Origin of the sequence: Enterobacter sp. MGH 24 (assembly GCF_000493015.1) — a bacterium.
In the GTDB taxonomy this organism is placed as follows: domain Bacteria; phylum Pseudomonadota; class Gammaproteobacteria; order Enterobacterales; family Enterobacteriaceae; genus Enterobacter.
Genome location: NZ_KI535657.1, coordinates 236,580 through 261,023, shown reverse-complemented (window position 1 = coordinate 261,023; position 24,444 = coordinate 236,580). Strand labels below are relative to the sequence as shown.

The 24,444-nt window shown below is 54.0% G+C and carries 36 protein-coding genes and 1 pseudogene; 8 read left to right on the top strand and 29 right to left on the bottom strand.

The annotated features are described in order from the left end of the window. Positions 1–3: 3 nt before the first annotated feature. From L370_RS20485 to L370_RS20550, 14 genes are all read right to left on the bottom strand, one after another. The gene (locus L370_RS20485; RefSeq protein ID WP_023333109.1) at positions 4–354 is read right to left on the bottom strand and encodes a GPW/gp25 family protein; all 351 of its coding nucleotides are present in this window, start codon (positions 352–354) and stop codon (positions 4–6) included. After that, positions 351–992 carry a phage baseplate assembly protein V gene (locus L370_RS20490; protein WP_023333108.1) on the bottom strand — a complete coding sequence of 214 codons (642 nt, stop codon included), beginning with the start codon at positions 990–992 and terminating at the stop codon, positions 351–353. Before L370_RS20490 ends, L370_RS20485 begins: the two co-directional genes overlap by 4 nt. A 68-nt stretch (positions 993–1,060) precedes the next feature. After that, positions 1,061–1,510: a phage virion morphogenesis protein gene (locus L370_RS20495; RefSeq protein ID WP_023333107.1), complete on the bottom strand. Its 450-nt coding sequence runs from the start codon at positions 1,508–1,510 to the stop codon at positions 1,061–1,063. Continuing rightward, positions 1,503–1,970: a phage tail protein gene (locus L370_RS20500; RefSeq protein WP_023333106.1), complete on the bottom strand. Its 468-nt coding sequence runs from the start codon at positions 1,968–1,970 to the stop codon at positions 1,503–1,505. The genes L370_RS20495 and L370_RS20500 overlap by 8 nt, the downstream gene beginning before the upstream one ends. Continuing rightward, positions 1,933–2,178: an Rz1-like lysis system protein LysC gene (gene lysC / locus L370_RS20505; protein ID WP_080297781.1), complete on the bottom strand. Its 246-nt coding sequence runs from the start codon at positions 2,176–2,178 to the stop codon at positions 1,933–1,935. The genes L370_RS20500 and lysC overlap by 38 nt, the downstream gene beginning before the upstream one ends. Next, complete coding sequence (lysB, locus tag L370_RS23645; protein ID WP_032666499.1) at positions 2,066–2,482, bottom strand: Rz-like lysis system protein LysB; 417 nt, start codon at positions 2,480–2,482, stop codon at positions 2,066–2,068. Before lysB ends, lysC begins: the two co-directional genes overlap by 113 nt. After that, on the bottom strand, positions 2,482–2,913 hold the full coding sequence (locus L370_RS20515) for a DNZ54_00345 family protein (RefSeq protein WP_023333103.1): 432 nt from the start codon (positions 2,911–2,913) through the stop codon (positions 2,482–2,484). The genes lysB and L370_RS20515 overlap by 1 nt, the downstream gene beginning before the upstream one ends. After that, a complete protein-coding gene (locus L370_RS20520) occupies positions 2,910–3,422 on the bottom strand; it encodes a lysozyme (RefSeq protein WP_023333102.1) in 513 nt (170 codons plus the stop codon). Before L370_RS20520 ends, L370_RS20515 begins: the two co-directional genes overlap by 4 nt. Further along, positions 3,406–3,627: a hypothetical protein gene (locus tag L370_RS20525; protein ID WP_001354073.1), complete on the bottom strand. Its 222-nt coding sequence runs from the start codon at positions 3,625–3,627 to the stop codon at positions 3,406–3,408. The genes L370_RS20520 and L370_RS20525 overlap by 17 nt, the downstream gene beginning before the upstream one ends. Then, the gene (locus L370_RS20530; protein ID WP_023333101.1) at positions 3,618–3,821 is read right to left on the bottom strand and encodes a tail protein X; all 204 of its coding nucleotides are present in this window, start codon (positions 3,819–3,821) and stop codon (positions 3,618–3,620) included. Before L370_RS20530 ends, L370_RS20525 begins: the two co-directional genes overlap by 10 nt. After that, positions 3,821–4,327 carry a head completion/stabilization protein gene (locus tag L370_RS20535; protein WP_023333100.1) on the bottom strand — a complete coding sequence of 169 codons (507 nt, stop codon included), beginning with the start codon at positions 4,325–4,327 and terminating at the stop codon, positions 3,821–3,823. The genes L370_RS20530 and L370_RS20535 overlap by 1 nt, the downstream gene beginning before the upstream one ends. Before the next feature lie 99 nt (positions 4,328–4,426). Further along, the gene (locus tag L370_RS20540; protein ID WP_023333099.1) at positions 4,427–5,182 is read right to left on the bottom strand and encodes a phage terminase small subunit; all 756 of its coding nucleotides are present in this window, start codon (positions 5,180–5,182) and stop codon (positions 4,427–4,429) included. Positions 5,183–5,185: 3 nt separating this feature from the next. After that, a complete protein-coding gene (locus L370_RS20545; protein WP_023333098.1) occupies positions 5,186–6,253 on the bottom strand; it encodes a phage major capsid protein, P2 family in 1,068 nt (355 codons plus the stop codon). 55 nt (positions 6,254–6,308) lie between these two features. Then, positions 6,309–7,163 carry a GPO family capsid scaffolding protein gene (locus L370_RS20550; protein ID WP_023333097.1) on the bottom strand — a complete coding sequence of 285 codons (855 nt, stop codon included), beginning with the start codon at positions 7,161–7,163 and terminating at the stop codon, positions 6,309–6,311. A gap of 166 nt (positions 7,164–7,329) precedes the next feature. Here L370_RS20550 and L370_RS20555 point away from each other — a divergent pair, with 166 nt between their 5' ends. Both L370_RS20555 and L370_RS20560 read left to right on the top strand, forming a co-directional pair. Further along, the gene (locus tag L370_RS20555) at positions 7,330–9,102 is read left to right on the top strand and encodes a terminase ATPase subunit family protein (protein WP_023333096.1); all 1,773 of its coding nucleotides are present in this window, start codon (positions 7,330–7,332) and stop codon (positions 9,100–9,102) included. Continuing rightward, positions 9,102–10,127: a phage portal protein gene (locus L370_RS20560; RefSeq protein WP_023333095.1), complete on the top strand. Its 1,026-nt coding sequence runs from the start codon at positions 9,102–9,104 to the stop codon at positions 10,125–10,127. Before L370_RS20555 ends, L370_RS20560 begins: the two co-directional genes overlap by 1 nt. Positions 10,128–10,440: 313 nt before the next feature. Here the strand turns inward: L370_RS20560 and L370_RS20565 are convergent, their stop codons facing one another. From L370_RS20565 to L370_RS20605, 11 genes and pseudogenes are all read right to left on the bottom strand, one after another. Next, on the bottom strand, positions 10,441–10,698 hold the full coding sequence (locus tag L370_RS20565; RefSeq protein WP_023333094.1) for a hypothetical protein: 258 nt from the start codon (positions 10,696–10,698) through the stop codon (positions 10,441–10,443). An 87-nt stretch (positions 10,699–10,785) separates the two neighbouring features. Then, a complete protein-coding gene (locus L370_RS20570) occupies positions 10,786–11,019 on the bottom strand; it encodes a DinI family protein (RefSeq protein WP_001222154.1) in 234 nt (77 codons plus the stop codon). Between the two features lie 3 nt (positions 11,020–11,022). Next, positions 11,023–11,205: a hypothetical protein gene (locus tag L370_RS20575; RefSeq protein WP_023209082.1), complete on the bottom strand. Its 183-nt coding sequence runs from the start codon at positions 11,203–11,205 to the stop codon at positions 11,023–11,025. Positions 11,206–11,318: 113 nt separating this feature from the next. Then, a complete protein-coding gene (locus tag L370_RS20580) occupies positions 11,319–13,448 on the bottom strand; it encodes a replication endonuclease (protein WP_023333093.1) in 2,130 nt (709 codons plus the stop codon). A gap of 311 nt (positions 13,449–13,759) precedes the next feature. Further along, a pseudogene (locus tag L370_RS0121695) lies at positions 13,760–14,017 on the bottom strand (DUF5405 family protein); the annotation flags it as partial. Beyond that, complete coding sequence (locus tag L370_RS20585) at positions 14,018–14,239, bottom strand: TraR/DksA family transcriptional regulator (protein ID WP_023333091.1); 222 nt, start codon at positions 14,237–14,239, stop codon at positions 14,018–14,020. Then, the gene (locus tag L370_RS20590; protein WP_023333090.1) at positions 14,239–14,466 is read right to left on the bottom strand and encodes a DUF2732 family protein; all 228 of its coding nucleotides are present in this window, start codon (positions 14,464–14,466) and stop codon (positions 14,239–14,241) included. Before L370_RS20590 ends, L370_RS20585 begins: the two co-directional genes overlap by 1 nt. 67 nt (positions 14,467–14,533) lie before the next feature. Then, the gene (locus L370_RS20595) at positions 14,534–14,872 is read right to left on the bottom strand and encodes a DUF5347 domain-containing protein (RefSeq protein ID WP_023333089.1); all 339 of its coding nucleotides are present in this window, start codon (positions 14,870–14,872) and stop codon (positions 14,534–14,536) included. Continuing rightward, entirely contained in the window at positions 14,836–15,036 is a 201-nt protein-coding gene (locus tag L370_RS22380) for a phage filamentation protein Fil family protein (RefSeq protein WP_023333088.1), read from the bottom strand. Before L370_RS22380 ends, L370_RS20595 begins: the two co-directional genes overlap by 37 nt. A gap of 7 nt (positions 15,037–15,043) precedes the next feature. Then, positions 15,044–15,553 carry a phage regulatory CII family protein gene (locus L370_RS20600; RefSeq protein WP_023333087.1) on the bottom strand — a complete coding sequence of 170 codons (510 nt, stop codon included), beginning with the start codon at positions 15,551–15,553 and terminating at the stop codon, positions 15,044–15,046. 32 nt (positions 15,554–15,585) lie between these two features. Continuing rightward, positions 15,586–15,957 carry a hypothetical protein gene (locus L370_RS20605; protein ID WP_023333086.1) on the bottom strand — a complete coding sequence of 124 codons (372 nt, stop codon included), beginning with the start codon at positions 15,955–15,957 and terminating at the stop codon, positions 15,586–15,588. Between the two features lie 120 nt (positions 15,958–16,077). Here L370_RS20605 and L370_RS20610 point away from each other — a divergent pair, with 120 nt between their 5' ends. The 5 genes from L370_RS20610 (at position 16,078) to L370_RS20625 (ending at position 20,372) form a co-directional block, all read left to right on the top strand. After that, positions 16,078–16,914, top strand: coding sequence for a phage repressor protein CI (locus L370_RS20610; protein WP_023333085.1), 837 nt, complete (start codon positions 16,078–16,080; stop codon positions 16,912–16,914). 8 nt (positions 16,915–16,922) lie between these two features. Then, positions 16,923–17,261: a DUF2511 domain-containing protein gene (locus L370_RS20615; RefSeq protein ID WP_023333084.1), complete on the top strand. Its 339-nt coding sequence runs from the start codon at positions 16,923–16,925 to the stop codon at positions 17,259–17,261. 22 nt (positions 17,262–17,283) lie between these two features. Further along, positions 17,284–18,333 (top strand): site-specific integrase, encoded by a 1,050-nt coding sequence (locus L370_RS0121690; RefSeq protein ID WP_032666494.1) that lies wholly within the window; start codon positions 17,284–17,286, stop codon positions 18,331–18,333. A gap of 228 nt (positions 18,334–18,561) precedes the next feature. After that, positions 18,562–18,966 carry a DUF2946 domain-containing protein gene (locus L370_RS20620; RefSeq protein WP_023333082.1) on the top strand — a complete coding sequence of 135 codons (405 nt, stop codon included), beginning with the start codon at positions 18,562–18,564 and terminating at the stop codon, positions 18,964–18,966. Between the two features lie 38 nt (positions 18,967–19,004). Beyond that, on the top strand, positions 19,005–20,372 hold the full coding sequence (locus L370_RS20625; RefSeq protein WP_023333081.1) for a PepSY-associated TM helix domain-containing protein: 1,368 nt from the start codon (positions 19,005–19,007) through the stop codon (positions 20,370–20,372). A gap of 2 nt (positions 20,373–20,374) precedes the next feature. On the opposite strand, the gene L370_RS20630 is transcribed toward L370_RS20625, so the two are convergent. From L370_RS20630 to L370_RS20645, 4 genes are all read right to left on the bottom strand, one after another. Continuing rightward, positions 20,375–20,860, bottom strand: a complete 486-nt coding sequence (locus L370_RS20630; RefSeq protein WP_023333080.1) for an OmpA family protein — start codon at positions 20,858–20,860, stop codon at positions 20,375–20,377. A gap of 12 nt (positions 20,861–20,872) precedes the next feature. After that, positions 20,873–22,093, bottom strand: coding sequence for a diguanylate cyclase DgcN/YfiN (gene dgcN, locus L370_RS20635; RefSeq protein ID WP_032640980.1), 1,221 nt, complete (start codon positions 22,091–22,093; stop codon positions 20,873–20,875). Then, complete coding sequence (locus L370_RS20640) at positions 22,086–22,637, bottom strand: regulatory sequestration protein YfiR (RefSeq protein WP_055726125.1); 552 nt, start codon at positions 22,635–22,637, stop codon at positions 22,086–22,088. The genes dgcN and L370_RS20640 overlap by 8 nt, the downstream gene beginning before the upstream one ends. Positions 22,638–22,775: 138 nt before the next feature. Further along, complete coding sequence (locus tag L370_RS20645) at positions 22,776–23,150, bottom strand: DUF2799 domain-containing protein (protein ID WP_023333077.1); 375 nt, start codon at positions 23,148–23,150, stop codon at positions 22,776–22,778. 214 nt (positions 23,151–23,364) lie between these two features. Between L370_RS20645 and aroF the strand changes: the two genes are divergently transcribed. Beyond that, positions 23,365–24,435, top strand: a complete 1,071-nt coding sequence (gene aroF / locus L370_RS20650) for a 3-deoxy-7-phosphoheptulonate synthase AroF (protein ID WP_023333076.1) — start codon at positions 23,365–23,367, stop codon at positions 24,433–24,435. The last annotated feature ends 9 nt before the right edge of the window (positions 24,436–24,444 follow it).

Here is a 24,444-nt window from a genome sequence, read left to right as displayed (position 1 = left end):
CGTTTAACTCAGTGGAATGGTGAGTGAAAAAGGCTGGCCGCCGGTGGAGCGGGTGCCGGTGATGTCGACATACAGCCCGCCGTCGGTCTCCGACCGTTCAAAGGTGATGGTCGTGAGGCTGACGCGTGGCTCCCACTTCTGGATCGCGGAATAGCACGCGGCCATAATCTGCAGGCGCAGCGCCGGGGTCTGCGGCTGGTCAATCATCTGCGACAGGAGCGAGCCGTATTCACGGCGCATGACGCGCGACCCAACCGGCGTGACCAGAATGTCGCGCACGCTTTGCCGGATATGCTCAACCTCAGAGATACTGAGGCCGGTCTGGCCGTTCATTCCCAGATAACGCACCGTCATTGCGTCCCCTTAGTCCAGCTTCCGCCGCTCTGTACGTTGCCGTGCGCGTGGTTATCCACCTGCACGCCGTTTGATTTCAGCGTCCCGCCGGTATGCTCGATGTTCCCGCTCATCTTCCCGCCGTTCTTCACTTCGAGCGTGCCGGTTGTCAGCTTGTTGGTGCACACCACCTCCGGCGTATCGAGCGTGATGCGGCTCGACGCTTTCACCAGCACCACCGGCACGGTGGCCGTAATGGACTCAGACGCGGTGACGTCTGCGGTTTTGATGCCTGACACGGTGAGCGCGCCGTTTTCGGGCTCGTACTCGATAACCGCCCCGTCAGGAAAGGAAACATGAAGCGCATCAGGGGAGGCAGACGGCGCGGGATGGTCATCCGAGAAAATGCCGGGCAGCACAAACGCCGTATCGAGCTCGCCGCCGACAGCAAGCAAAAGCACCTGCTCGCCAACGGATGGCGCCCACCATACGCGCGAGCGACCGGCGCGGCAGGTTAGCCAGTTCAGCCAGGTGGTTTCCATGCCGCCGGTCTGGACACGACAAAGCCCCTCGTCGTGGTCGACGTCGGTCACGATGCCGGTGCGGATAAGGTTGCGGATCGCGCGTGCGATTTCCTGCAGAGAATTTAGATTATTCATGGGGAAAGGATGCCGCCGGGCGAGGCAAGCGGCAATGAAACGGTGTTTTGTGGTTGTTGTGACAACGCTCAGAGAGTGAGGTGTTTAATTATCAGCGTCTCGACGAGCTGTTTATCTTCCCGGCTGAATCCGAGTAGCTGGCGCGCCGCATACTGCACGTCACGGCTGTGCGGGTTAGGGCGGTCTTTTAGCCCGAGCTGATGGACACGCGCGATGCGCTGCACCTTGCCGGTAAATTCCACCACGGCGCTGTTTTCGCGGCCAGTGGCTTTCATGTACCGGCTTGTCCTGAGCTTCTGGAACATCGCCCGTTTAATCCGTCCGGTCTTAGCCCTGAGAGGCTGACGCTTTCGCGCCTGATAAGGCGAGCCGTCCGGGGCTTTCTGCAGCTTGATACGTTGCTGTTGCGACTTGCGCAGCTCCTTTGCTATCTCTCCGGCCAGCTTGCGGCGCGCAGCCGGTGACAGGGCAGTAATCAGACCATTGAGCCGGTCGTCAAAGGGCTTAAATTCACTCATCCCATTTGCTCACCAGTTCGCCATTGATATAGAGCTCTTTTGGCCGGGTGACGGGCTCCGGCAGCGGCGGCTCAGGGGCATAGCTTACGTGCAGCGCGCCGTTTTCCTCTTTGATGATGGTGCGCTCGGTGAGCTGCAGGCTGATGCTGATATCGACGCTGTCCCCGTCGTTCAAATCCATCTGGAAACGGTAGCCCTTTTTGCGGCCGTCATCGAGTGTGCAGATATCCGGCTGGTTTTCCCTGAGCCATGCGGCCACCGGCACGAAAATCAGGTCAGGGTCGCCCACAAAGTCACACACGATCACATTCAGGGTGTAAATTTTCTCATGCGACAGCGAGGCCGCGAGCCGCGCATCGATATTCCCCTCATCGGCAAAGATGCGCATCATTTCGGGGTTTGTTTCAAGCTGCGGAACGGCTTTAATCAGCGCTTCGCGCAGGCTGCGTGCTTTCTTCATCGAGTTTATCCTGACAGTCTTTGATAGTTTCAACCTGCAGCGCGCAGGCGGCGAGCGCGTGCTCAAGCCTGCGAATGTCGGCGCTCAGATCGCCATTAGTGGCCGGGTCGCTTCCCGGCATCGGGCAATAGCTCACCTTCGGGCAGGCGCTGTAAACAATGACCGGCGGAGGCGCAGGCGGCGCGGGTGTGCAGCCGACGCACAACATCAGGCAGCTCAGCGCTATACCAGCGGCGTAAGGTTTCATTCTCATTTATCAGCCTCGTAATGGTTTCTTCACGTCGCACGGCCATTGCACCGGCGGCCAGCAGTTCGCCGCGTAAACTGACCTGCGCGGTTTCATTTCGCCTGGCAATTCCCTGCGAAACGGAAAGCTGATTTTTCAGCATTCCGATCGCGGTTTTTTGTTCGGTCGCGACCTTATTCGCCCGGTCAAAAGAGCGCCGAAGATTAGCGTTCTCATGCCTCAACCAGAGCACAGTCGCCAGTGCCAGACCTGTGGCAATCAACATCACAATGAATTTGGACACAGAGCCGCCTCCTCAATGCGTTGGCGGTATGTCTCGCGAACGGCTTTAAAGGCCAGAACACAGAGCAGATAGACCAGAGCTGTAAAGAGCCAGCCAGCCCCAAGTAAACAGACCGTCGTAGCAGAGAAAACAATGAGAGACCATGCCTTGCGCGCCCGTGCAGGCTTTCGACAAAAGACGGCGCGGAATATCTTCATTAGGTCTGGATTGACGGCATTACTTTTTCCCGTGTTTCGTAGCCAGTGCTCATAGGCGACCACACCGGCGAGGCTCGCACTAATGCAGACAAAACTGCCAAATAGCGCCCATGCGGCCACAAAGTTAACGGCAGCGCTTTGCGGCGATATCAGCCCCCAAATCAGAACTACAGCCAGCAGGGCATCCAACATCAGTGAACGTAAGTATTTTTTCATTGAGTAACTCCTTTAAGACAGTAAGCACGCTCACGCGCGCGACGATTTTCCAGCCCTTTGTTAACTTCGCCATTCACGTAAACCCAGCGGGTGAGCTGGTCGCACGCCTGCGGCCATTGCTGGCGCTTGATAAACGAGACCAGCGTCGACCGGCAGGCCGCGCCGGTTCCCACATTGAATGAGAAGCTGACCAGCGCGTCGTAAACCTGCTGCGGCATTTTCACCGGCGCGCATACCGCCAGACGTTTCTCGACGTTCAGCACATCCGCGACAAGGTTCGCCGCCGCCTGCCGTTCGGTGATTTCACCCTTAGGCACGACGCCTGCAGTGTGGCCGATGCCCGACGTCCACACTCCCGCGCTGCACTGGTAAGGCGTCAGGCGACATCCTTCGAGGTCGGCAATCAGCGCCAGCCCCTCGGGCGAGGTGTTAAGCAGACGAAAGTCAGGCATCAGCGCTGCCAGCGCCAGCACGGCGGCCACACTGCAACGTTTAACGATTGATTTCACGAATAGCCCCCTTATCGAGTCCGAGAGACGTCAGATAGAGATAGGTTTTGCGCTTAAACCAGTAGTTCGTCAGCGCGGTAAAAATGGCGCATCCGCCGCCCACGTAAAGCGCCATCTTTTCGGGGGACATTGCCCCGACATACGCCAGCCCCACGGCCAGCCAGTAGGCGATAAACGTGGTGATTTTTTCCATACTCAGTCCCATAGATTCACCGTTTCGGTTCTGGCCGCGCTCTCGGTCTCGGGCAGCTCTACTGCCGTGCCGTGCGGCAGGATAACGCCGAGCTCGGACAGGCCGGGATTAGCCTCTAAGACGGTTTCGACCACGCCCTCGGTGCGCCCGTAATACCGGGCGCAAATCGCGTCGAGGGTGTCGCCCTGCAGCGCATACGCTTTCATCAGATTTGCTCCACAATGCAGCGCGCTTTGTCCTGGATGCGCGCCACAGACCAGCGCATATCCCGCCACATTTCATCTATCGTGCTGTCGATGCTGTCGGCTTTTTTGTCCCCTTTGCCGGTCGCATCCACGCCGCGAAAACGCTCATACAGCGTGGCCGTCGTCATCGAACACACTGCGTTGAAGTAGTGGAAAACGCGCACGCTCTCGCCGTCGAGCTCGTCGGTCGGGACATCCGCCAGCGTGGCGTAACCGGCATCGAGCTGACTTTCGCGCCAGTCGCTCAGCTCCGCGTTAGTCTCCGCAATTGCGGTCTTAATCGCCCGGCGCAGGCGAACGGGGGAAACGGTCTGCTCCAGTCGCATTTCTTCCCGCACGCGCTTCGGATCAACGTCAGGAAAAAACGGGGTGTTTTTGATTACCGGCTCGCTCACGCCCGGTGGCGGTATCACCACGCCCGGCACATCCTGCGGCTCTTTTTTTGGCTCAATAATCAGCGTCGTCATGACAACCTCGGGTAATGGGTGGGCGGTGGACGCCGGTCGCAGTCAGGGCAATTGATACCCGCATTGACCGGCGTGCCGCCCGGCTCGGGGAGCGCTCGGTTAACCTGCGGCTTTTGCCGCCTTTGGTGGACGCCCGCGCCGTGCCGCTGGTTTGGCGGCAGGCTTGCGCGTGCGCGGTTTAGTCGTTTTGGTTTTCGGTGCCGGTTCGGGTTTTGGCCTGAGCTGGCGCTCTAACTGCTCGATATCCTTTTTCACCCCGATAGTGCTTTCTAACTGGATCGCACGCTGCAGGTGCGCCAGCGCGTCCGGCAGTTGCTCCGCATCACGCAACACATAGCCGGTGATTTTGTGCAGCTTCGCACGCACGATATCGGGCATATCCGCGCGCTCGGTCAGCGCGAGAGTGTCGAGCAGGTTCGCCAGCTCGACCGGTTGTTTTGCCGTCAACAGGCGCTGCGCGGCGAGCGCGACTTCTTCGGCCAGCAGGCAGGGCGTCGGACGGCGACCGACCGGCATGGTGAGGCCGTAGGTCATGGCGTAACGGGCTATTTCCAGCGCCCCGGCGATATCGTCAGCATCGAGACGCCAGAGCATCACCGTCATGACGATGTCATCCTGCGCCCCTTTGCCGTTTTCGAGGACGCCAGCCACCCACGGCAGGTAGAACGGCAGCAGCTCGCGCTTTTTCGCGGCTTTACGCTCTTTAGAGCTGATTTGTTTTAGCGTGCGGTTGTCTGCGGCCAGCTTAACGAGCATCTGCTCATAGGCAGTTGCATTGCGCAGCGGGACAGCAGCCCGCTGCGCAGTTTCAGAGGCCGAGACCCGCATCATGTGACGCGCTGCGGGACTCGTCATGGCTTACTCTCCGCTTTCCGGCGCTGCAGGTGCGGTGAAGTCACCGAGCTTGATGTTTTCAATCAGGCAACCGGCGGCGTAAGCCTCGACCACGTAGTCAACATTCATTGACTCGTAGTTTTCGATGCGGTCTTTTTTCGGGTTTTCGATGATGCTGCGACGGTGCGCGTCATCCATGAAGTAGACAGACAGGTTGTCGAGACGCGTCACCATCAGCGCATCTGCCGGGAAGTAAGGCACGCGCACGGCTGGCAGGTTGCCGATTCGCTTCTGGCTGATGATGATGTCAGCGGCCAGCGACTCGGTGTTTGCCTGCTCTTTGTTGACGATCGGAAAATATTTATCCGCCATCAGCTTACGCCCGGTGATGACGACGAGCTCCGGGTCATCCTGATAAATCTCGTCAATCAGGTTGCCGGTGGCATCCATGACCAGCGCGTCGAGGTTCGCATAGTCGCCGTTTTTACCCACGCGGATCACTTCAGAAATCACCTCACCTTCTTCGTCGGTGATTTTTGACATCACGCGCGCGGGCGCTTCATTGCGGTACTTCTGCAGCCAGCCGATCGCCACGTCCTGCAGCAGTGGATTTTTTTTACGGTCGGAGGTCGCCGCGCGCTCGATGCCGTTGAAACCGGCCATGATGAAATCGAGGGACTGACGTTTGATGATGGCGTCACGGATACGGGTCTGGAAGTCCTGGAATCGCGCCCACAGGTCGAGCTGTTTGTAGCGGATATGGAAGTCAAAGTTAATCTGGTCGCACTCGTATTTATTGGACTCCAGCGCGGTGAAATCAGCGGTCTTACGCTCATCATCACCGGCGGTGTCGGCGGTGCTCGCAATCGTACCGTTAACGCCAACCCCGACTTTTTCGCCTTTCAGCTCGTCGACCGGCACGATGTTGATTTTGGTCAGAAACGCGGATGACATCTGCAGGGTGGTCATCAGGGTTTGCGTGACCGACGGCTCGACGGTGAATTTCTTCTCCACGTCATCGGTGGAAATACCGTTCAGCTCCGCGACGCGGGTCAGGTAGGCATTAAATTTGAAGCGGGTATCTTTACGCATAGTTTTTCCTGTTCGGGTAAAAGGGTTCAGGCCGGGCAACGCGCCCGGCGCGTTATCAGCAGTTGGTCAGCAGCTCGTCGCCCGTACCGCCTTTTGAAAGCTCGCGGCGCGGCTGGCGCTGGCTTTCGGTGTTATCGAGGGAGCTTTTCAGGGAGGTAAACGCCTGCGCGTTTTCATCGACTTTGCTGGTCACGTTCTGCTTAAGCTGCGCAAAAGCGGTCTCCAGCTCGGTGACGCGCTGGTCGGTAGCGGTGAGATTGGTTTGCACCTGCTCGGTGACGGTGGTCACAGCCTCATGCACATCAGCGAAACGGGCGTCATCGCTGGCCTGCTTACGGCCAAAAATGGCTTTAACCTTATCGGTCAGGCTGTTGAGCATGGTGTCGGGGACGTCCTCAAACTCCAGCTCAGCCAGTGAGGCCACAGAGAAAACGTCGTCCGGCTGGTCTTTTTTACCGGCGAGCGGGTTCTGCGCGGCGCGGCTGCAGAATTCGAGGTATTCCGTGCCGAGACTTGCCGGGTCATCGGTGACGGCCAGACCAACGAGGTAACATTTGCCGCTGTTGGCAAAGTTCGGGCGGATCTCCATGGAGGTGTAAACCTTCTGACCGGCTTTCACCATGCTGACCAGTTCGTCGAGCGGCTGGATTTTGCCAAACAGCGCTTTTTTGCCATCGAGCGCAGAGCCATCGCTGATAATCTCCGCCTTAAGCTCTGTAACATCGCCATAGCGTTTAAACGGACTGTCAGGCATCAGCCCCCGGATATGTTCGAGGTTAATGCGGCAGCCGTAGACGCGCGGGTCGAACGTGTCGGCCATATCCTGAATATCATCGCCGCTGATGACGCGGCCATCGCAGGTGTCACCCTCGACGCCGATGCGAAACCATTTAGAAACTTTCTTTGCCATTGTTCAGGTGTCCTGATGTTGGGTTTTCGGGTCGGGTTTAGTTTCCCGACTCTGACCCGTATCAGCCACCGCTTGCGCTCCTGTTAGATCTGATACAACAGGCACTTAGCGCTAATAACACCCCATTTCCTTAGCCTTGCCACGTAACACCAAAAACGAGGCAAGCATGACCATTTCAACTGACCTTTCTCTGTTAAATGACCCGCGACGACAGGCACGTCTGTTGTACTGGCAGGGGTTCGCCGTCCCGCAAATCTGCGACATGCTGCAGCTCAAGCGCCCGACCGTGCAGAGCTGGAAACAGCGCGATGGATGGGAGGAAACCGCCCCGATTAACCGCGTGGAGTCGACGTTAGAGGCGCGGCTTATTCAGCTCTATGCAAAGCCAGACCTGACCGCGCATGACTTCAAAGTCGCTGATTTTCTGTCGCGCCAGATGGAGCGGCTCGCGCGCGTTAACCGCTACGCCCAGACTGGGAACGAGGTGGATTTAAACCCCAATATCGCCAGCCGCAACAGAGGGGATCGCAAAAAGCCGAAACGCAATTTCTTCAGTGATGAAGCGATAGAAAAGCTGGAAGAGATTTTCTTCGACCAGTCGTTTGACTATCAGCTCCGCTGGCATAAAGCGGGGTTAGAGCACCGCATCCGCCACATCCTGAAATCGCGACAGATTGGCGCGACGTTCTACTTTGCGCGCGAGTCACTTCTGCGCGCGCTTAAGACCGGGCAGAACCAGATATTTTTGTCGGCCAGTAAAACGCAGGCTTACGTGTTCCGTAAGTACATCATCGCCTTTGCCCGTCTGGTTGACGTCGACCTGTCAGGCGACCCGATCGTCATCGGCAACAATGGCGCTGAGCTGATTTTTCTCGGTACCAATTCCAACACCGCGCAGAGCCACAACGGCGACCTGTACGTCGATGAAATTTTCTGGATCCCCAATTTTCAGAAGCTGCGCAAAGTCGCCTCTGGTATGGCCTCGCAGTCGCACCTGCGCACCACCTATTTTTCGACCCCGTCGACGCTGGCGCATGGCGCTTACCCGTTCTGGTCAGGCGAGCTGTTTAACCGTGGCCGCAGCAACCGCGACGAACGTGTCGACATTGATATCAGTCATCAGGCGCTTGCCGGGGGCATGTTATGCGGTGACGGCCAGTGGCGGCAGATTGTCACCATTGAGGACGCGCTCGCCGGTGGCTGCACCCTGTTTAACCTCGACCAGCTTAAGCAGGAAAACAGCGCGGATGACTTCCGTAACCTGTTTATGTGCGAGTTCGTCGACGATAAGGCATCGGTATTCCCGTTCGAGGAGCTGCAGCGCTGCATGGTCGATGCGATGGAAGAATGGGAGGACTTCGAACCGTTCGCCGACCGTCCGTTTAACTGGCGTCCTGTCTGGATTGGCTATGACCCGTCACACACCGGCGACAGCGCCGGATGCGCGGTACTGGCTCCGCCGCTGGTTGCCGGTGGCAAGTTCCGCATCCTTGAGCGTCATCAGTGGAAAGGCATGGACTTTGCCGCACAGGCCGAGGCCATTCGCGCGCTGACCGAGAAATACACCGTCGACTATATCGGCATCGATGCGACCGGCATCGGCCAGGGTGTTTACCAGCTCGTGCGCTCATTCTTCCCCGCTGCGCGCGCCATCCGCTACACGCCGGAAATGAAAACCGCAATGGTGCTGAAAGCAAAAGACACCATTCGCCGCGGGTGTCTGGAATACGACGCCGGGGCGACCGACATCACGCAGTCATTTATGGCAATCCGCAAAACCATGACCAGCAGCGGCCGCAGCACCACCTATGAAGCCAGCCGCAGCGAGGAAGCCAGCCACGCGGATGTCGCGTGGGCGACCATGCATGCGCTGGTAAACGAGCCGCTTTCCGCCGGAAGCGGTATGGAAGCAACTACAATTCTGGATATTAACTACTGATGAAAAAACGCCAAAACAAACAGCCAAAACAGACCAACATGACGGCCAGCGCGCCGCAGAAAATGGAGGCGTTCACCTTTGGTGAGCCGTCACCCGTTCTGGATCGCCGCGACATTCTCGACTATGTCGAATGCATCAATAACGGCAAATGGTACGAGCCGCCGGTCAACTTCTCGGGACTGGCAAAAAGCCTGCGCGCAGCCGTACACCACAGCTCCCCGATTTACGTAAAGCGCAACATTCTGGCCAGCACCTTTATCCCGCACCCGTTGCTGTCTCGTCAGGACTTCAGCCGCCTTGTGCTTGATTATCTGGTGTTTGCCAACGGCTATCTTGAAAAGCGCATGAGTGTGACCGGCCAGCTTTTTAAACTGGAAACTTCTCCGGCCAAATACACTCGCCGGGGAGTAGAGGAGGGGGTTTACTGGTACGTGTCGGACTACACACACCCGCACCAGTTCGCACCCGGTTCGGTGTGCCATCTGCTTGAGCCCGATATCAATCAGGAGCTTTACGGTATGCCGGAATACCTGAGCGCGCTCAATTCCGCCTGGCTGAATGAGTCCGCCACGCTGTATCGCCGCAAGTATTACCAGAACGGCGCACACGCGGGGTACATCATGTATGTGACAGACGCAGCTCAAAACAGCACAGACATTGAAGCAATTCGAAAAGCCATGGCTAACTCGAAGGGAATGGGAAATTTTAAAAACATTTTCCTCCATGCTCCTAACGGTAAACCGGACGGCATCAAGATTATCCCGCTGAGTGAAGTCGCCACGAAGGATGATTTTTTTAATATCAAGAAGGTGAGCGCCGCTGACCTGCTCGATGCGCACCGCGTGCCGTTCCAGCTCATGGGCGGCAAGCCTGAAAATATCGGCTCGATGGGCGATATCGAGAAGGTTGCACGGGTATTTGTGCGTAACGAGCTGACGCCGCTGCAGGAGCGTTTCAAAGAAATCAATGAATGGCTCGGTATGGAGGTGATCCGCTTTAAAGATTACAACATCGAGACCGAGTAACCCCGCCCAAAATGCCGCCTTCGGGCGGCATGCTCTCAGACCTCACCAGACGCCGCACACGCGACGTAACCCCGCAACAGTCTCTCGATTCAACCTCACCACTCAGCGCACCACCACGAGGCGCACAGACGCGCAAAAATAAATCCTGTCACCACGTCTGGCGCGCAGTGCTATCCCCGCCTCGCCTGCGCGCTTAACGGGTCGCTTTTAATGCAGGTGCATCAGGAGCCCCAAGCCGCGCCAGCGCTGGCGCTGGCTGGCAAACGCTGGAATCAAAAACGAATGCAAACTCATGCACCTGATGCATGCGCCGCTAAAAAAGCGAAAAATTCGGGTCAAATTCCTCGCTTTTTGCCTCGACTTTTTTCATGGAGGCGAGAAAATCCATACCATCATTTAGCGACACCGGTCGCTCGTACTCAATCATAAAAACGCCATCATAAGTTCGCCCCAGCCAGTATCCGCCGCCGGACTCTTTAGGCCGCTGGAAGAAAACCCACCCTCCGGGGCGGTAATACTCTAAGGTCTTACCCCGATAGACCACCTGAAAATCTAAGTCATGACCCGCCATAACCCCTCCAGAAATGCTAACGCCTCGCCGGGCTCGTTGTTCAACGCCACCGGTACTGAAAACAAGTTTCAGCACCGGCGGAGTTTGTTAATGCAGCCAGCTATCGTCCTCCCATACCTGCTGCATGATTTCCATTACTCGTTTTTTATCTTCGTCCAGTTTCAAACCGCTTAACTCAACACCATTTGCTGAACCCTTGCGGATGCGAATAGCGGTCTTTGGGTAAATAGGTTGAAGATTGCGGTACAACTCAGCCTCAAGTGCATCCAACGTCGCTTGGCTAATTTTTTGCTCTTTATCCAGCGTGATATTAATTCTCATAATCTATTCAGCCTTATAAAAAATATCATCTTCGGTTTCGTTGTTTTCGCTGTTTGCAAGGTCTGCAATGAGAGTGAGCGCGAGCTTTAAGTCTGTTGGTTTGCAGTTTGCAATCAGAGATACCTCGGCAATAAATTGCACACAAGCCCACTTTTGCTGCGTTCGGCTGAAATGTTCGCCAACCATGAAATCCCTCCCATAGGGTTACTGTATATTTATACAGTAGCACGTATTGGCAAAAGATGGGAAGAAAAAAAACGAAACGTTATGGCGCTGTATGTGCATGATAAGGATGGATATTAACTGTCATTTCTCGCAGCCGCCCCGGCTAAAACCGCAACTCGGCTTAGAATTCGCCTGGCTTGAGCCTGATGCGATGGGGCTGCGGAAAATACCTCTCCTTTGGCCGTTCCGCGCAACCATTTACCGTTAAAGCAACTCTTACCACCTGCCATCAGGTGCAGGGCTTCACCCCGACTGATATTGATGCCGGTTGTCTGGTGTATCTCGTCGATAGTTTTCGCTACAGCTGCGTTTTGCTCATCCGTTCCGTGGATGAATTTTCGCCGTGTTACTGACTTTTTCGTCCTTAGTCGGTTGGTCAGCTCTCGCCTTTCACGTCTACTCAGAGGTTTTGTTAAATCCAGTATCGGTGGATCGCTTTCGCTTCCCGTACAGTTATTGACAGAACTCCGAGAGGGCGCAGGTGCGCCCTTAACGTCAACGGCCAAATCAACGGCACGCTTCGGAACAATTTTCCACTGCGTTAGTCGGGTCAAAATCGGGGTGCCGGTACCGATAGCGGAATCGTACACGCCACGGATGCAGACTGTTTCCTCACCGTACTGGTTAAACTCGGTGCGCGGCTCGTACAGCGTTCTCACCTGCAAATCATCGCGACGAACAAACGGACCACCCTGCGCATTAACGTAGCCAGCCCAATCACCGGCGTCGGCGGCATCATGGACGGCTGCAAACTCAACGCTTAGACCGTGCGCGGTCTCAGTGTCAGCGAGGCGACGCAACTCACGGTAGACCGTCACCGGCGCACCGCCGATAAACTGAAACTGACGGATGTGCCAGCGCGCCGCCCATGCTGAAACTGCTGGAGCTGTCTCTTTCAGCAGCTCACCGCTTTCGTCATCGGTTTCACCATCGAGAGCATAGCCGTCGATGTTTTTTGAGATGTATTTAGCAACATAGCCGGTAGCACTGCCCTTTTCCGGGTCGATGGCTTCGGCATGAAAACGCGCCTTTTTGGCTTTGTCGCTTCTCAATTCGTGGTGGTCTTCATCCCACGCGTAATCACGAATGATGAGGCGCACGCGCTCAACGTCTTCCGGCAGCATGAACATAAGCATGTGCCAGTGAGGCGTCCCGTCGTGATGAGGTTCAGCAACACGGATGCCGAAAATGCGGATTTCTTCCCGGTGCAGTTTGGCGCGAATGCGCGCCCAAAGTCCTGTGAGATAACTTTGTGTGTCCGACGGACTGGCTCCGTTCCATTTGCTGTTACGGTATCCTGCTTTAGTGGTGGCGTGATATTTAGACGGCGCGGTCAGGGTGTAAAACTCCCCGACATAACCGAGCTCATTGCAGATATTTTCAAACCCACGGATGCGGGTCATCAGCTCGCAGCGGCGTATCGCAGGGTTAGCAACAGAACCGTCGTATTTTTCAATCAAGCTGATGCGGTTGCCGTCTTCGTCTTCGAGATCCAGCCCCTTGAGAAATTCACGCGTGCGGCGCTTTTGCTCGCGCCAGTCTGTCACGCAGTTTTTACTCGCGTAGGCGTGGCGTTTCTTGCTGACGTTGCCGACTGCAATTTGCAGATGTTCGCGCCATGACGACGCAATACGTCGCAGACGGCCACGCCACCAAACCTCATTAAACATGCGCATTACTGCCGGTGCTATCTCATCCTGACCGACATACTTTTTTGTCACTCGCTCCCAATGCGGCGGGGTAACGTTAAATTGCAGTGAAATAAAACCGGATCGCATATACCAGGTGTACAGCGTTTTGAGCTCGCTAACCCCGGCGTCATCAATGTCAGCCAGTTCAGAGCGAATGAAATTAGCGATATCAGCGGCTAGCAGGTCAATATCGGCACGCGACATATCAGGCAGGCGGTTATATCTGGCAACCATATTGACCATACGTGACGCCAGATATTGCATTAGTTCAGTATCGAAATGACCGCCGAAAACGGCGGCTGACACTTTGCTGTCGATGCCCGCGCACTCGTATTTTTTTGCGACCAGTTCCAGACGCGGCAATGCCTTTTTGCAAAAGCTGATTAAAAAAGCATTGGCTCGTTGACTGCCCTGATTTTGCTCCAGCACCGCAGCGGTGCGGTATACATCAAAACGCACGCACTCAGGCTGCAGAGAAAGCACCTTTCTTGCATGCAGCAAAGCCGCGAACATACGATCGCGGCGATGCTGTTGGTCATAGGTAAGGTATGGGCTGGCTATTGCTGGCCGTGGAGCATTCCACGGGTAAGCGTAAGAAATCCCCACTATCACACCTTCACGGAAACTGACTGGTCATATTCCCACACCCCATCAGGAGCAATTAAAGCTCCCTGAGATATGCCCGTTTTAGGGTCACGAAAAACAGCCAGTCCGATAGGGTGTAGAATCTCATTGTTAATGCGAATGAGAAGACCGCGAGCACTTAATTCATTCCATGACACCCACTCGCAACCACCAATTTTCTCGACAGGTTTTAAAACTCCAAATGCTTCATTGCATAGTTCACCGATGCGTTCAATTTCGTCAGCCATGTCTTTGACGGATTGAATTTCTGAGTTATGTATTTGGTGATGAATCATCCCGGAAATAAGCTGATTAATTTTCGGGTAATAGCCGATAGTGTCGAGCCATTCCTCGCCAGCTTTTTTACCAGACTTGACGACTTTTTTTTCATTCAGGATGAATTGATACTGGTCGCTGGTAATAACCCATTTGTCACCTACTTCAATACGAATCGCCATTTAAACGCCCCTGTAATGTTTGTGTTTGAGCTCAGCGATTTGCTGACAGGTCACGCAAAATGCCACGCCCGGAATCGCGATGCGGCGAGCTTCCGGGATTGGTGCGTCACATTCTTGGCAGAGGAAACAAGATGGCGCAGCGATACGGCTGCGAGCGTTGCTTATAAGGCGCTCGCGTTCTGCTTGCTCGCGCTGTTGTACCAAATCCATTGCGTCGGCCATTAGTGCAGCTCCTGAGATTCATTTTCATAGCGGGTGGCTTCACGGCGCAGAAGTTCTGCCGCTTCAATCCCGCTTAAGCCTTTATTCGCGATATGTGTTGCCAGAGCCTCAAGACGGATTGAAACGGCGAGAGCGCGACCTTTACGCTCTTCGCGTTTGGCTATATCAATCACGGCCATGAGTGGATCACTTTCGGCGACAAAGATGTTTGTTAGTTCTTTCTGCATATTTATTTCTCCTGATTTCGGGCAATAAGAAGCCCGGCGGGTTTACGCCATTAAATTTCTGTTTGGATTAATTCGGCATGGTTAGCCGTTTTGGAAATAAGCTCACCACTGCACGAAAATGATTCATCGCTGTAATCAATGCTTTTTTCTCGTCAGTAGTCAGCTCACTTAATTCGAGCTCATGACGAGCTGCCGGTATTTTTGCCAGAAAGAAAATAGCGGCCAGCGCCCGAGTATTTTCTTCAAATTGTGGATCGCGTTTATCGCGCATATCATCGACAAAACGCTTAACCTCTTTCCAGCTATCGCCCCAATATCTCGCACGTAATTCAGCTACGTGGTTGAGACCAGCCAGACGCGCACCCGCCTTTAGCGGAACATTCGCGGAAACAGCTTCGATAGCCATGCTTTCCCCTGTTTTTTGGTGGACAGGCCAGCCAGTAAATCAGCCTGTGAGCGGCTCGGGTGCCAGCGCTTGCCGTCCTTACCTGCGATCCAGCCGTGGCCGAAGTGCATGCCGGGGCTTTGCTTAACGAGCAGAGACGCGAATGAGGGTTCATTTTTCAGCATAAGCACCTCAAATCAGACCGAATGACGCGCCAATACCGCTCATGGTATCGACAACGCTCGTCATTGCTGGATTGGTCTGCAAACGCGCATGCAGCGCCAGTGCCGACAAAGACAACATGCGAATACCAGAGTTAACGCTTTCAATCATGGTGTGCTTACGGGCAGAGGTCAGTCGCTCATCAGAGACCGCGCCGCTCGCCAGTTCTCCCAGCTCACGCATAGCACGCATGACGTAGGACTGCAGTTTGTCTTTCGCCAGTTCGTTGACCGGTACACATGGCAGGCAATGAATCTGAGCCAAAAAACCATCAACTAAGGCTGAGTCTTCGGTCAGGTCTGTCAGCAGCCATAACTCAGGTGGGGTGAGCTGGTGAGGCTGTTCCGGGTTGAGCTTGTTACGTAACGTCTGAACATTCATTCCCGCACGTTCGGCCAGCTTCGCCATGTTGTGACGCTGAGCGAAAGCACGACACGCATCGTCATAGTGGGGATGTTTGGAAATCTGAAAATCAAACATGGTTAAGTTCCCTCTAACTTGCATAATCAAATTCAGTTAAGAGCGGTGCGCTGGTCGATGTAGCGACAATCAATCGCCTGTTGAGTCAGTTTGTCGCGCCATGCTTTTACGTTTACGAGGGTGCGGCTTCGTTTACCCGCTTCCTCTTTGTTGGAAAAGTCTTTGGTCGGAGCTTTAAGAAGAATGCCCTCATCAAGCCATTGCCAGACCAGACGCTCGCTAACGCCGCGAGTGGCGGCAAAGTCTTTCACTGTCATGGTGTCGGACATTGCAGAGCGAATCATTGTCTGCAGGGCTGGCAGCATTGCTGTAACAATGGCGTCAAACTGAGTCGGGTCTAACAGCACAGTTTGATTTTGTGAGTTTTGCGAGTCGTGCGTCGAGATTGATTTTGCATCTGACATATCGCATTATCTCCTGTTGATTGTAGTGAACTGCATTGATGTGCATCGTGGTTGATAAACGTCACTTTAGTTCGCGAAATTTAATTTTGCAATGGCAAAAATTAATTTTGGTGGCGAGACATGGCTAAATTTGGAGACGGGGCAGCACCAGCTATCGAAAGAATCCTTTCGGCTTATGGACTTAGCTCGCAAAAGGAGCTTGGCGAAAAACTTGGGATTTATGCCAATAACATAAGCAGTTGGCTTGCCAGAGATAGCGTGCCGGGCAATGTGTTTGTTGAATGTGCTATCGAAACGGGCGCAGATATTGGATGGTTAGTAACGGGTGAACTTGCAAAAGCAAACTCACCACATGCTACCCTCAAGGGTAAAGAGCTGTATGAAGAGGTTATGGCTTCAGGTGGTAAACCTGTTCTGAGACGAATCCTTGATGCTTATGGTTTCTCTATGCAAAAAGAGCTTGGTGATCTACTCGGTATATCATCAGGAACGATTAGCACGTGGGTACGGCGTGATTTTTTCCCCGGCGATGTAGTTGTTACTTGTGCTCTTGATACCGGTGTTTCGCTGGAGTGGTTAGCAACCGGCAAAGGGCAAATGCGCGCTAACAAGGAAGTGGCCATATCAAATTATTCAGTTAAAAAATCACGCCTTGAATCTGGCGAGCTTAAGGACGCTGGCGCATGGTATCCAGACCCCTCGATGATACCGCCTGACTCAGATGAATTGATTTTCGTTGAAGGTGTGGGCTCCTCTTGGCTTGTCGACCGTTCGGCTTCAAACATAAGTAATGGGCGTTGGTTAATTGATATCGACGGCGCTCTTGATGTTTTTGATGTTATTCGTCTGCCCGGCGGGAAAGTCAGGTTGTCTAATAAGTCTGCTGAATTTGAATGCAATATTTCAGATATTACTACTGCCGGAGCTGTAGTGCTTACTTTGGAAAAACACGTTTAAGGGAATTTATGAAACATAAACTTTTTTTAGCTTTATTTCTGACTATTTCTTTTGGCGCTTCATCCGCCGAAAAATCACAGGATTTAGATGGGGCTAAGTTTGGTGAAGACTGGCCACTGACTTTTGAAAAAGCGTCGGTGTCTTGTGTGAATGGTCGATATGCTTTTGTTTACGACAAAGCAACAGATGACCGCTATCCATTGAACGGCCTGGCCATTGATGGCGTAAAGTCTGGAAAGCTTGAGGGGAGTGATATTGATTCTGTTTGGAAAGATAGCCCACATTACAAAGGCGTAAAAATACCTTTGGATCCGGTAATGGATGCAGCAACAGCGCTTTGTGAATAATTAGAATTGCCTCGGTGAACTCATGACTGTAAGTAAGCAAAAAAATGGCAAATGGTTATGTGAACTCTATCCAAATGGTCGAGAAGGGCGGCGTATACGTCGGCATTTCAATACAAAAGGTGAGGCCGAGGCATTCGAAACATTTACGAAGAATGAAAGTGAGGATAAGCCTTGGCTCGGCAAAAAAGAAGACCGCCGACGCCTAAGCGAGTTGATTCAACTCTGGCATAACCTGCACGGGCAGGCTTTAGTCGCCAGTAAGTCGCGGTTAGCAAAGCTTCAAATTGTGTGTAACGGTTTGGGCGACCCAATTGCATCCCGTTTTACCGCTAAAGATTGGGCTCATTACCGCGACCGTCGACTCCGTGGTGAAATAGATAACGGATATCACAAAGACCCGGCTAAATGGATCGCAAAACCCATTACTGTGAATCGTGAGCAGCAATATCTTATAGCTGTTTTCAATGAGCTGAGGCGGTTAGGGGAGTGGAGTTTACCCAACCCACTGGAAGGGGTGCGCGTATTCAAAGAAGCTGAGAAAGAAATGTCCTGGCTAACTCTTTCTCAAATCCCTGAGCTGTTTCGAGCCTGCGAGCAATACGGTAAAGAGGATCTAACGATGATTGTCAAAATCTGTCTTGCTACCGGCGCAAGATGGGGTGAAGCCGAGAGATTGACGCGGCCACAGCTCGCACCCTGCAAACTGACTTTCACAAAAACCAAAGGTAAGAAGAATCGCACCGTTCCCATTCCTAAATGGTTGTATGACGAGTTAGCAGAACGTCAGGGCAGAATGTTTAAACCCTGCTATCAGGAATTTAAAAAGATGCTTAAGCTCACAAATATCGAGCTGACGGAAGGACAGAAGACTCATGTACTGCGTCATACCTTTGGCGCGCACTTTATGATGAACGGCGGAAACATACTGGTACTGCAGAAAATCCTCGGGCATTCCAACATTCGCGAAACAATGAGATATGCGCACTTTGCTCCCGACCATTTAGAGCAAGCCGTTTCTCTCAATCCTCTTTCGTTGTATGTTGGCGACAATATGGCGGCAGAGGTTGCATAACACTACAATTCACTGCACTAAAAATTAACTTAACTAGTTGTTTTATATGGTAAGTTGTTGTTTTGATAGGGGTGTAAATAGGAGCGTCTGAACTAAGATTCGCTTAAGCGACATCCTGTTAGAAAGGGCTAGCCGAAAGGCTGGCCCTTTTTTTATCCCTGCGCACCTCTCGCGTTAACCCTTTTGTCATAAATCATTTACAATGCTTGCCTCTTGAGTGGAGGGGACGTGGATAACGTACTGCATCAGCCTAACCGGAAACGCGCAGCGGCATTGACCGCGCTGTTTGCGATCCTGCTGATCGTGGTGGCACCGCTTATCTCCGTCTCGCTGCAGAAAGATCCCATGAGCACGATGCCGGGCATGCATCATGACGTGAGCATGATGTCGATGGATGAGCATCACAACGATATGCCGCACACGATGCCTGTCGATCATGCGGAAGCGTGCGGTTACTGTGTGTTGTTAGCGCACGTCCCTGGCGTGATGCTGGCGCTGATCGTTCTGCTCAGCGTGGTGCTGCAGAGGCTTCGCGTTAAGCCGCCGCGCCAGGCGGTCAGCCACTGGCACTTTTTCCCCTGGCTTTACCCTGATACCCGCGCGCCGCCGCGGCAGTCTGCTTTTTCCCTTTAAAAATAAATCGATAACTTACTGCCTTAAAAAGGAAAAGTATGACTACCTGCACTCCGCGCGCGGCATGGGGAAACCTGCTGCGTCGCCTCCATTTCTACGTTGGGCTGTTTGTCGGCCCGTTTATCTTCTTTGCCGCGCTGACCGGGACGCTGTATGTGGCGACCCCGCAGCTGGAGAATGCGCTCTACCGGCACGCGCTCCACACAAAATCCGTGGGCGAGCCGCAGCCGCTGGCGGAGCAAATCGCCGTGGCGGAAAAAACCGTTGGATCAGATGTGCGTTTGCACGCCGTGCGTCCGGGGCTGGCTGAAGGGGAAACCACCCGCGTGATGTTTGCTGACCCGGCGCTCGGGCCATCGGAGAACCGGGCTATTTTTATTGATCCGGTAAGCCTGGCGGTGCTGGGAGATATGACGGTATACGGCACCAGCGGGATTTTACCGCTGCGTCAGACCATTGATTACCTGCATACGTCCCTGATGCTGGGCGACGTCGGTCGACTGTATAGCGAACTGGCTGCCTCCTGGATGTGGGTTGCCGCGCTGGGGGGAATTGCTCTGTGGTTTTATACCCGACCAAAACGGCGGATCAACAATCGCTTCCAGAACCGACGTCGCGTGCACGTGACGCTGGGCTGGAGTCTGCTGGGGGGAATGCTGTTGTTCTCGGCAACCGGCCTGACCTGGTCCCAGTGGGCTGGCGGGAACGTTGATAAGCTGCGTGCCGGGATGAACTGGCTCACCCCGCAGGTGAACACGACGCTTTCCGGCCAACAGGAGATCGTGGATGAGCACGCCGAACACCGTGGTCATCACGGTGGAATGATGATGCCGGTGGCGATGGATTTGACGCGGTTTGATGGGGTGTTAAGCGCGGCGCGTAACGCGGGAATTGATGCCAACAGGCTGGAGATCCGCCCGGCGAAAACGGCGGATCGCGCCTGGACCGTGACGGAAATCGATCGCAGCTGGCCGACCCAGGTGGACGCCGTTGCGGTTGATCCTTCTACGATGCAGGTCCTGGACAGAACTCGTTTCGAGGATTTCCCACTAATGGCAAAACTGACCCGCTGGGGCGTGGATTTCCATATGGGGATCTTATTCGGGCTGGTGAATCAGCTTCTGCTCGTGGCGTTCGGCCTCGCACTGTGCGTGCTCATTATCTGGGGATACCGGATGTGGTGGATGCGTCGGCCGGCGCAATCGGCCGTGGATCCGCTGCAGACGCTTTGCCAGAGCTGGCTGGCGCTGTCGGGATGGGCAAGAGGGGGAACGGTGATAATCAGCGTATTGCTGGGGCTGGCCTTGCCGGTCATGGGCGTGAGTCTGGCGCTGTTTGTTCTGGTGGACTGGCTGCGCTGGCGAGCGGCAACCAGGGTGACGCTCGCCGAATCATCCGCTAAATAACCCTATGGTGTGCTGATAACCACTGCGACGCGGCGGTTTTCAGCGCGCCCTTTCGGGGTACTGTTGCTCGCAACCGGGTATTTTTGACCTAATCCCCGCGTGGTGAGATTGCTGCGCGGGATATTTGCCCCCTTCGCCCAGGCATCGGCCACGGCATTGGCGCGTTTTAACGACAGCGCTTCGTTGTAGCTTTCTTCACCGTAATTATCCGTGTGACCGTCCATTCGCGCGTGGTTCAGGCCGGTTTCCGCCAGGCGAGAGGCCATGGACTGGATCTGCGTTTCACTTTCCGGGCGCAGTCTGGCGTCATTTTTATCAAACAGGATGGTGTCCGACATGCCAAGTGACCAGTCACCGTTCAGTTCGTTAAAACCGTAAGACTTCATCGCCGAAATTTGCTCAGGAGTAAATTTACCTTTCGGCGGCGACTGACAGCCTGCCAGAACCAGTGAGGCCAGAACTATCGGCGCGAAGTAACGTTTTAACATAGTGTATCCTTTCTAACTTGTTGTTTTCGTACGCTGGTTTTTCACCTGGTACATGTTGCGGTCAGCCCTCTCCAGTAATGCTTCCACGGAAGCATTTTCCCACGCCAGAGCAAAGCCAATGCTGAGTGACATCGATGTTTTTTGTCCGTTATGAAGATCAAACGGACGGATAAACTGCTGCGAAAGCGCAGCACAAATGTGTTGAACCTCAAGCTCAGAGTGCACGCCGTAAAGCACCATGGCGAATTCGTCACCGCCAAGGCGGTATGACTGATGACGTTTGTCGCCAAACTCCATCATCCTGCTGGCGACTTCAATCAGCACGCAGTCTCCCGCCGCGTGTCCCCAGGTGTCGTTAATAAACTTAAAATTATCACCGTCGAGGAAGAGCAGGGCCGAGTTCGTTTTGGCAGACGGGTCGTTCATTAAGGCCGCAATGCTGTTACGAAACGCAGCGCGGTTGGCAAGACCGGTGAGCGGGTCGTGCATGGCGGTACGCAACAGCTGAGCGTTTTTCGCCTGGAGTTTCAGCTGCCACTCTTCCATCTCATCCAGAAGGCTATTGAAGTCTTCACCAAACTGGTGAAATTCTTCAATACGCCCGTCTTTCACCCGACGGGAGAAATTGCGGTTAGTACGAACGTCATGCACCACGTCGGTAATGTTTTGCAGGGCCGTGACCATGCCGTGATGCAAAGACTGGGTAATGGCGAGCGCGACGGCGGTAGCAAAAAGAATGCAGCCGGTCAGAACGGCAAACGACGTCCAGATGAAATGACTAATCAGGCTGTCACGCGCGGTAAGGCGAATTTCGCCGATCGTTAAGCCGTTATGCATAATGGGCTGCGCAACCGGTACGGGGAAAAGCCAGCGGCTGACCAGCGCGCCCAGCGTGTCGTTGTTATCTTCCGGGTTCCAGGACCAGTAGGCAAACCGATTTTTATGCGCGTTGATAACCTCGGCCTGCGCAAACTGGCCCTGTTTGCCGAGGGCGGCCAGCGTTTCGTTGGCCGCGAGCGAGTCGTTGAACACCAGAGAGGCTTCCAGGCTGTGGCTCATTGTGGCGCCGGTTAATTCGAGATTCTTTTGCGCGTATTGTTTTAAGGTTACGACGGAAGCAAAACAGAGCAACAGCCATATTAACGTCATCGTGATGATGACGCTTATCATGCTGTTTCGCCTCAATGTTCTTTTAAACGTCGGACGCGGCGTTGAAGTGAAATCTTTATCCATGCTGCTTATTCCGTGCAAGCATTAATACATCCGGATTGACTCTTACGCCACTGCGCGTCAATGCATCCAAGTTAACGGAGAACCGAACCTGGCCGCGATCGATTATCAGGCAAAAGGCACTGCCAATTACACATTCCGGATTTTGCTCTGAGATTAATAGCAATGCTCTGCCCTGATATTGACTTATTAATTCAAGTTGTTTTGCCGGTGATTCAGACCCGAAATAAATCGCATCGCACGTTGCGGCCAGGGCTTCCCGATCGTTACGTACAATAACGGGAGTATAGGGTAACTCGCTATGGCCCACATCGCCGCTGAGGGCATGCGTATAGTGAGAAGTGGCGTAGACGCAGAGTTTAGGCTGACCGGAAAGTGACGGCCATCGCGTATAGCTCACAATGCCTGAGACAATGGAGCGTACCGATTTATCCGTTTCCGTAAGCGTGCCTGCCGCCGCAGGGCCCACCATAAGGAACAGCATTAACACCAGAGTGAGTCGGAAAAAAGAGATCAAGAATAATTTTCTCACCAGAATCCGCCACATCGCTCCGGAAATAGATGTCCTTAAGAGTTGCGGGCAGAATACCATTGTTTATCAGAGCCGTCATTATGTCAGAAATAGCCTTAGGCTGACCTAAGCTAAATCTTACTGTTGTTTATTTTCCGGTGGATAAAAATAGCCTTAATTCAGTCTGCTGGAACGCATACTTTCATCCATCCCTTTCTGCCATGACGCACGCAGTTTTGCCGCGTTTTCGGCAGTATCGCAGCTGGCTGGGAAAGATTTGCCTGCTAATCCCCAGGCATGAATAAAACCTTCTTCGCAGACTTTCTTCTGACCATCAGCATAGCCGCGAAGATATTCGCTACGATCAACGTGTGTGTCGTTAAAACTATCGGCCAGGGCCTGGTTATCTTTAACCGGCAGGCCATTCATGGCGTCTTCTTTACCGGCATCAAACCAGGATGGGCTGGTCCAGTCGGGCTGGAAGGTATAAGGATTGATCTGACAGCCCGTTAAAAACAGCGACAACAGCGCGAGAGCAATTGAACGCATAGCCATTCTCCTTTTTTCTTCAGCATAGCCTGGCTAAAGAAAAATCGTCTGTAATTTAAAGTTTACGTTTTTATCGGCTAATTTTTGCAATAAATTGGCTTGTGTAAACTAATGTGTACGTATTTTGGATTGAAATGTTTACTTTTTATGGTATCGTGGTTTCACCTCATTGAGGAAAACAACTATCGCAAACGAGCTTTACAGGATCGCCATCATGCAAAAAGACGCGCTGAACAACGTACATATCACTGACGAACAGGTTTTAATCACTCCGGATCAACTGAAAGCGGCGTTTCCGCTGAGCGTCGCGCAGGAGGCTCAGATCGAGCACTCTCGCCAGACCATTTCTGACATTATCGCCGGCCGCGATCCGCGCCTGCTGGTGGTATGCGGTCCTTGCTCCATTCACGATCCTGAAACCGCCATTGAGTACGCTCGTCGATTTAAAGCATTAGCGGAGGAGGTCAGCGATAGCCTCTATCTGGTGATGCGCGTCTATTTTGAGAAGCCACGTACAACCGTTGGCTGGAAAGGGTTGATTAACGATCCGCACATGGATGGCTCGTTTGATGTGGAAGCAGGCCTGAAGATTGCGCGTCGCCTGCTGGTGGAGTTGGTCAGCATGGGGCTGCCGCTGGCAACCGAGGCGCTGGACCCGAACAGCCCGCAGTACCTGGGCGATCTGTTCAGCTGGTCGGCGATTGGCGCGCGTACTACAGAATCGCAAACCCACCGCGAGATGGCCTCTGGCCTGTCGATGCCGGTTGGCTTTAAAAACGGTACCGATGGCAGCCTGGCGACGGCGATCAACGCTATGCGCGCTGCCGCCATGCCGCACCGTTTCGTCGGTATCAACCAGGCGGGCCAGGTATGCCTTCTGCAAACGCAGGGCAACCCGGACGGGCATGTGATCCTGCGCGGCGGGAAAGCACCTAACTACAGCCCGGCGGACGTGGCGCAGTGTGAAAAAGAGATGGAGCAGGCGGGACTGCGCCCGGCACTGATGGTAGATTGCAGTCATGGTAATTCGAATAAAGATTACCGTCGCCAGCCTGCGGTTGCGGAGTCCGTGGTCGCACAGATCAAAGATGGCAACCGTTCGATTATCGGTCTGATGATTGAGAGCAATATTCATGAAGGCAATCAATCATCTGAACAACCGCGCAGTGCAATGAAGCACGGCGTCTCCGTGACGGATGCCTGCATCAGCTGGGAGACGACCGATGCGCTGCTGCGTGAGATCCACAAAGATTTGAACGGCCAGCTGGCGACGCGTCTGGCTTAAGAGGTTAGT

Coding starts and splice junctions, on each gene's coding strand:
- L370_RS20485 (WP_023333109.1), bottom strand. CDS start 354: ATGACGGTGCGTTATCTGGGAATGAACGGCCAGACCGGCCTCAGTATC.
- L370_RS20490 (WP_023333108.1), bottom strand. CDS start 992: ATGAATAATCTAAATTCTCTGCAGGAAATCGCACGCGCGATCCGCAAC.
- L370_RS20495 (WP_023333107.1), bottom strand. CDS start 1,510: ATGAGTGAATTTAAGCCCTTTGACGACCGGCTCAATGGTCTGATTACT.
- L370_RS20500 (WP_023333106.1), bottom strand. CDS start 1,970: ATGAAGAAAGCACGCAGCCTGCGCGAAGCGCTGATTAAAGCCGTTCCG.
- lysC (WP_080297781.1), bottom strand. CDS start 2,178: ATGTTGTGCGTCGGCTGCACACCCGCGCCGCCTGCGCCTCCGCCGGTC.
- lysB (WP_032666499.1), bottom strand. CDS start 2,482: ATGTTGATTGCCACAGGTCTGGCACTGGCGACTGTGCTCTGGTTGAGG.
- L370_RS20515 (WP_023333103.1), bottom strand. CDS start 2,913: ATGAAAAAATACTTACGTTCACTGATGTTGGATGCCCTGCTGGCTGTA.
- L370_RS20525 (WP_001354073.1), bottom strand. CDS start 3,627: ATGGGACTGAGTATGGAAAAAATCACCACGTTTATCGCCTACTGGCTG.
- L370_RS20530 (WP_023333101.1), bottom strand. CDS start 3,821: ATGAAAGCGTATGCGCTGCAGGGCGACACCCTCGACGCGATTTGCGCC.
- L370_RS20535 (WP_023333100.1), bottom strand. CDS start 4,327: ATGACGACGCTGATTATTGAGCCAAAAAAAGAGCCGCAGGATGTGCCG.
- L370_RS20540 (WP_023333099.1), bottom strand. CDS start 5,182: ATGACGAGTCCCGCAGCGCGTCACATGATGCGGGTCTCGGCCTCTGAA.
- L370_RS20545 (WP_023333098.1), bottom strand. CDS start 6,253: ATGCGTAAAGATACCCGCTTCAAATTTAATGCCTACCTGACCCGCGTC.
- L370_RS20550 (WP_023333097.1), bottom strand. CDS start 7,163: ATGGCAAAGAAAGTTTCTAAATGGTTTCGCATCGGCGTCGAGGGTGAC.
- L370_RS20555 (WP_023333096.1), top strand. CDS start 7,330: ATGACCATTTCAACTGACCTTTCTCTGTTAAATGACCCGCGACGACAG.
- L370_RS20560 (WP_023333095.1), top strand. CDS start 9,102: ATGAAAAAACGCCAAAACAAACAGCCAAAACAGACCAACATGACGGCC.
- L370_RS20565 (WP_023333094.1), bottom strand. CDS start 10,698: ATGGCGGGTCATGACTTAGATTTTCAGGTGGTCTATCGGGGTAAGACC.
- L370_RS20570 (WP_001222154.1), bottom strand. CDS start 11,019: ATGAGAATTAATATCACGCTGGATAAAGAGCAAAAAATTAGCCAAGCG.
- L370_RS20575 (WP_023209082.1), bottom strand. CDS start 11,205: ATGGTTGGCGAACATTTCAGCCGAACGCAGCAAAAGTGGGCTTGTGTG.
- L370_RS20580 (WP_023333093.1), bottom strand. CDS start 13,448: ATGTTCGCGGCTTTGCTGCATGCAAGAAAGGTGCTTTCTCTGCAGCCT.
- L370_RS20585 (WP_023333091.1), bottom strand. CDS start 14,239: ATGGCCGACGCAATGGATTTGGTACAACAGCGCGAGCAAGCAGAACGC.
- L370_RS20590 (WP_023333090.1), bottom strand. CDS start 14,466: ATGCAGAAAGAACTAACAAACATCTTTGTCGCCGAAAGTGATCCACTC.
- L370_RS20595 (WP_023333089.1), bottom strand. CDS start 14,872: ATGGCTATCGAAGCTGTTTCCGCGAATGTTCCGCTAAAGGCGGGTGCG.
- L370_RS22380 (WP_023333088.1), bottom strand. CDS start 15,036: ATGCTGAAAAATGAACCCTCATTCGCGTCTCTGCTCGTTAAGCAAAGC.
- L370_RS20600 (WP_023333087.1), bottom strand. CDS start 15,553: ATGTTTGATTTTCAGATTTCCAAACATCCCCACTATGACGATGCGTGT.
- L370_RS20605 (WP_023333086.1), bottom strand. CDS start 15,957: ATGTCAGATGCAAAATCAATCTCGACGCACGACTCGCAAAACTCACAA.
- L370_RS20610 (WP_023333085.1), top strand. CDS start 16,078: ATGGCTAAATTTGGAGACGGGGCAGCACCAGCTATCGAAAGAATCCTT.
- L370_RS20615 (WP_023333084.1), top strand. CDS start 16,923: ATGAAACATAAACTTTTTTTAGCTTTATTTCTGACTATTTCTTTTGGC.
- L370_RS0121690 (WP_032666494.1), top strand. CDS start 17,284: ATGACTGTAAGTAAGCAAAAAAATGGCAAATGGTTATGTGAACTCTAT.
- L370_RS20625 (WP_023333081.1), top strand. CDS start 19,005: ATGACTACCTGCACTCCGCGCGCGGCATGGGGAAACCTGCTGCGTCGC.
- L370_RS20630 (WP_023333080.1), bottom strand. CDS start 20,860: ATGTTAAAACGTTACTTCGCGCCGATAGTTCTGGCCTCACTGGTTCTG.
- dgcN (WP_032640980.1), bottom strand. CDS start 22,093: ATGGATAAAGATTTCACTTCAACGCCGCGTCCGACGTTTAAAAGAACA.
- L370_RS20640 (WP_055726125.1), bottom strand. CDS start 22,637: ATGTGGCGGATTCTGGTGAGAAAATTATTCTTGATCTCTTTTTTCCGA.
- L370_RS20645 (WP_023333077.1), bottom strand. CDS start 23,150: ATGCGTTCAATTGCTCTCGCGCTGTTGTCGCTGTTTTTAACGGGCTGT.
- aroF (WP_023333076.1), top strand. CDS start 23,365: ATGCAAAAAGACGCGCTGAACAACGTACATATCACTGACGAACAGGTT.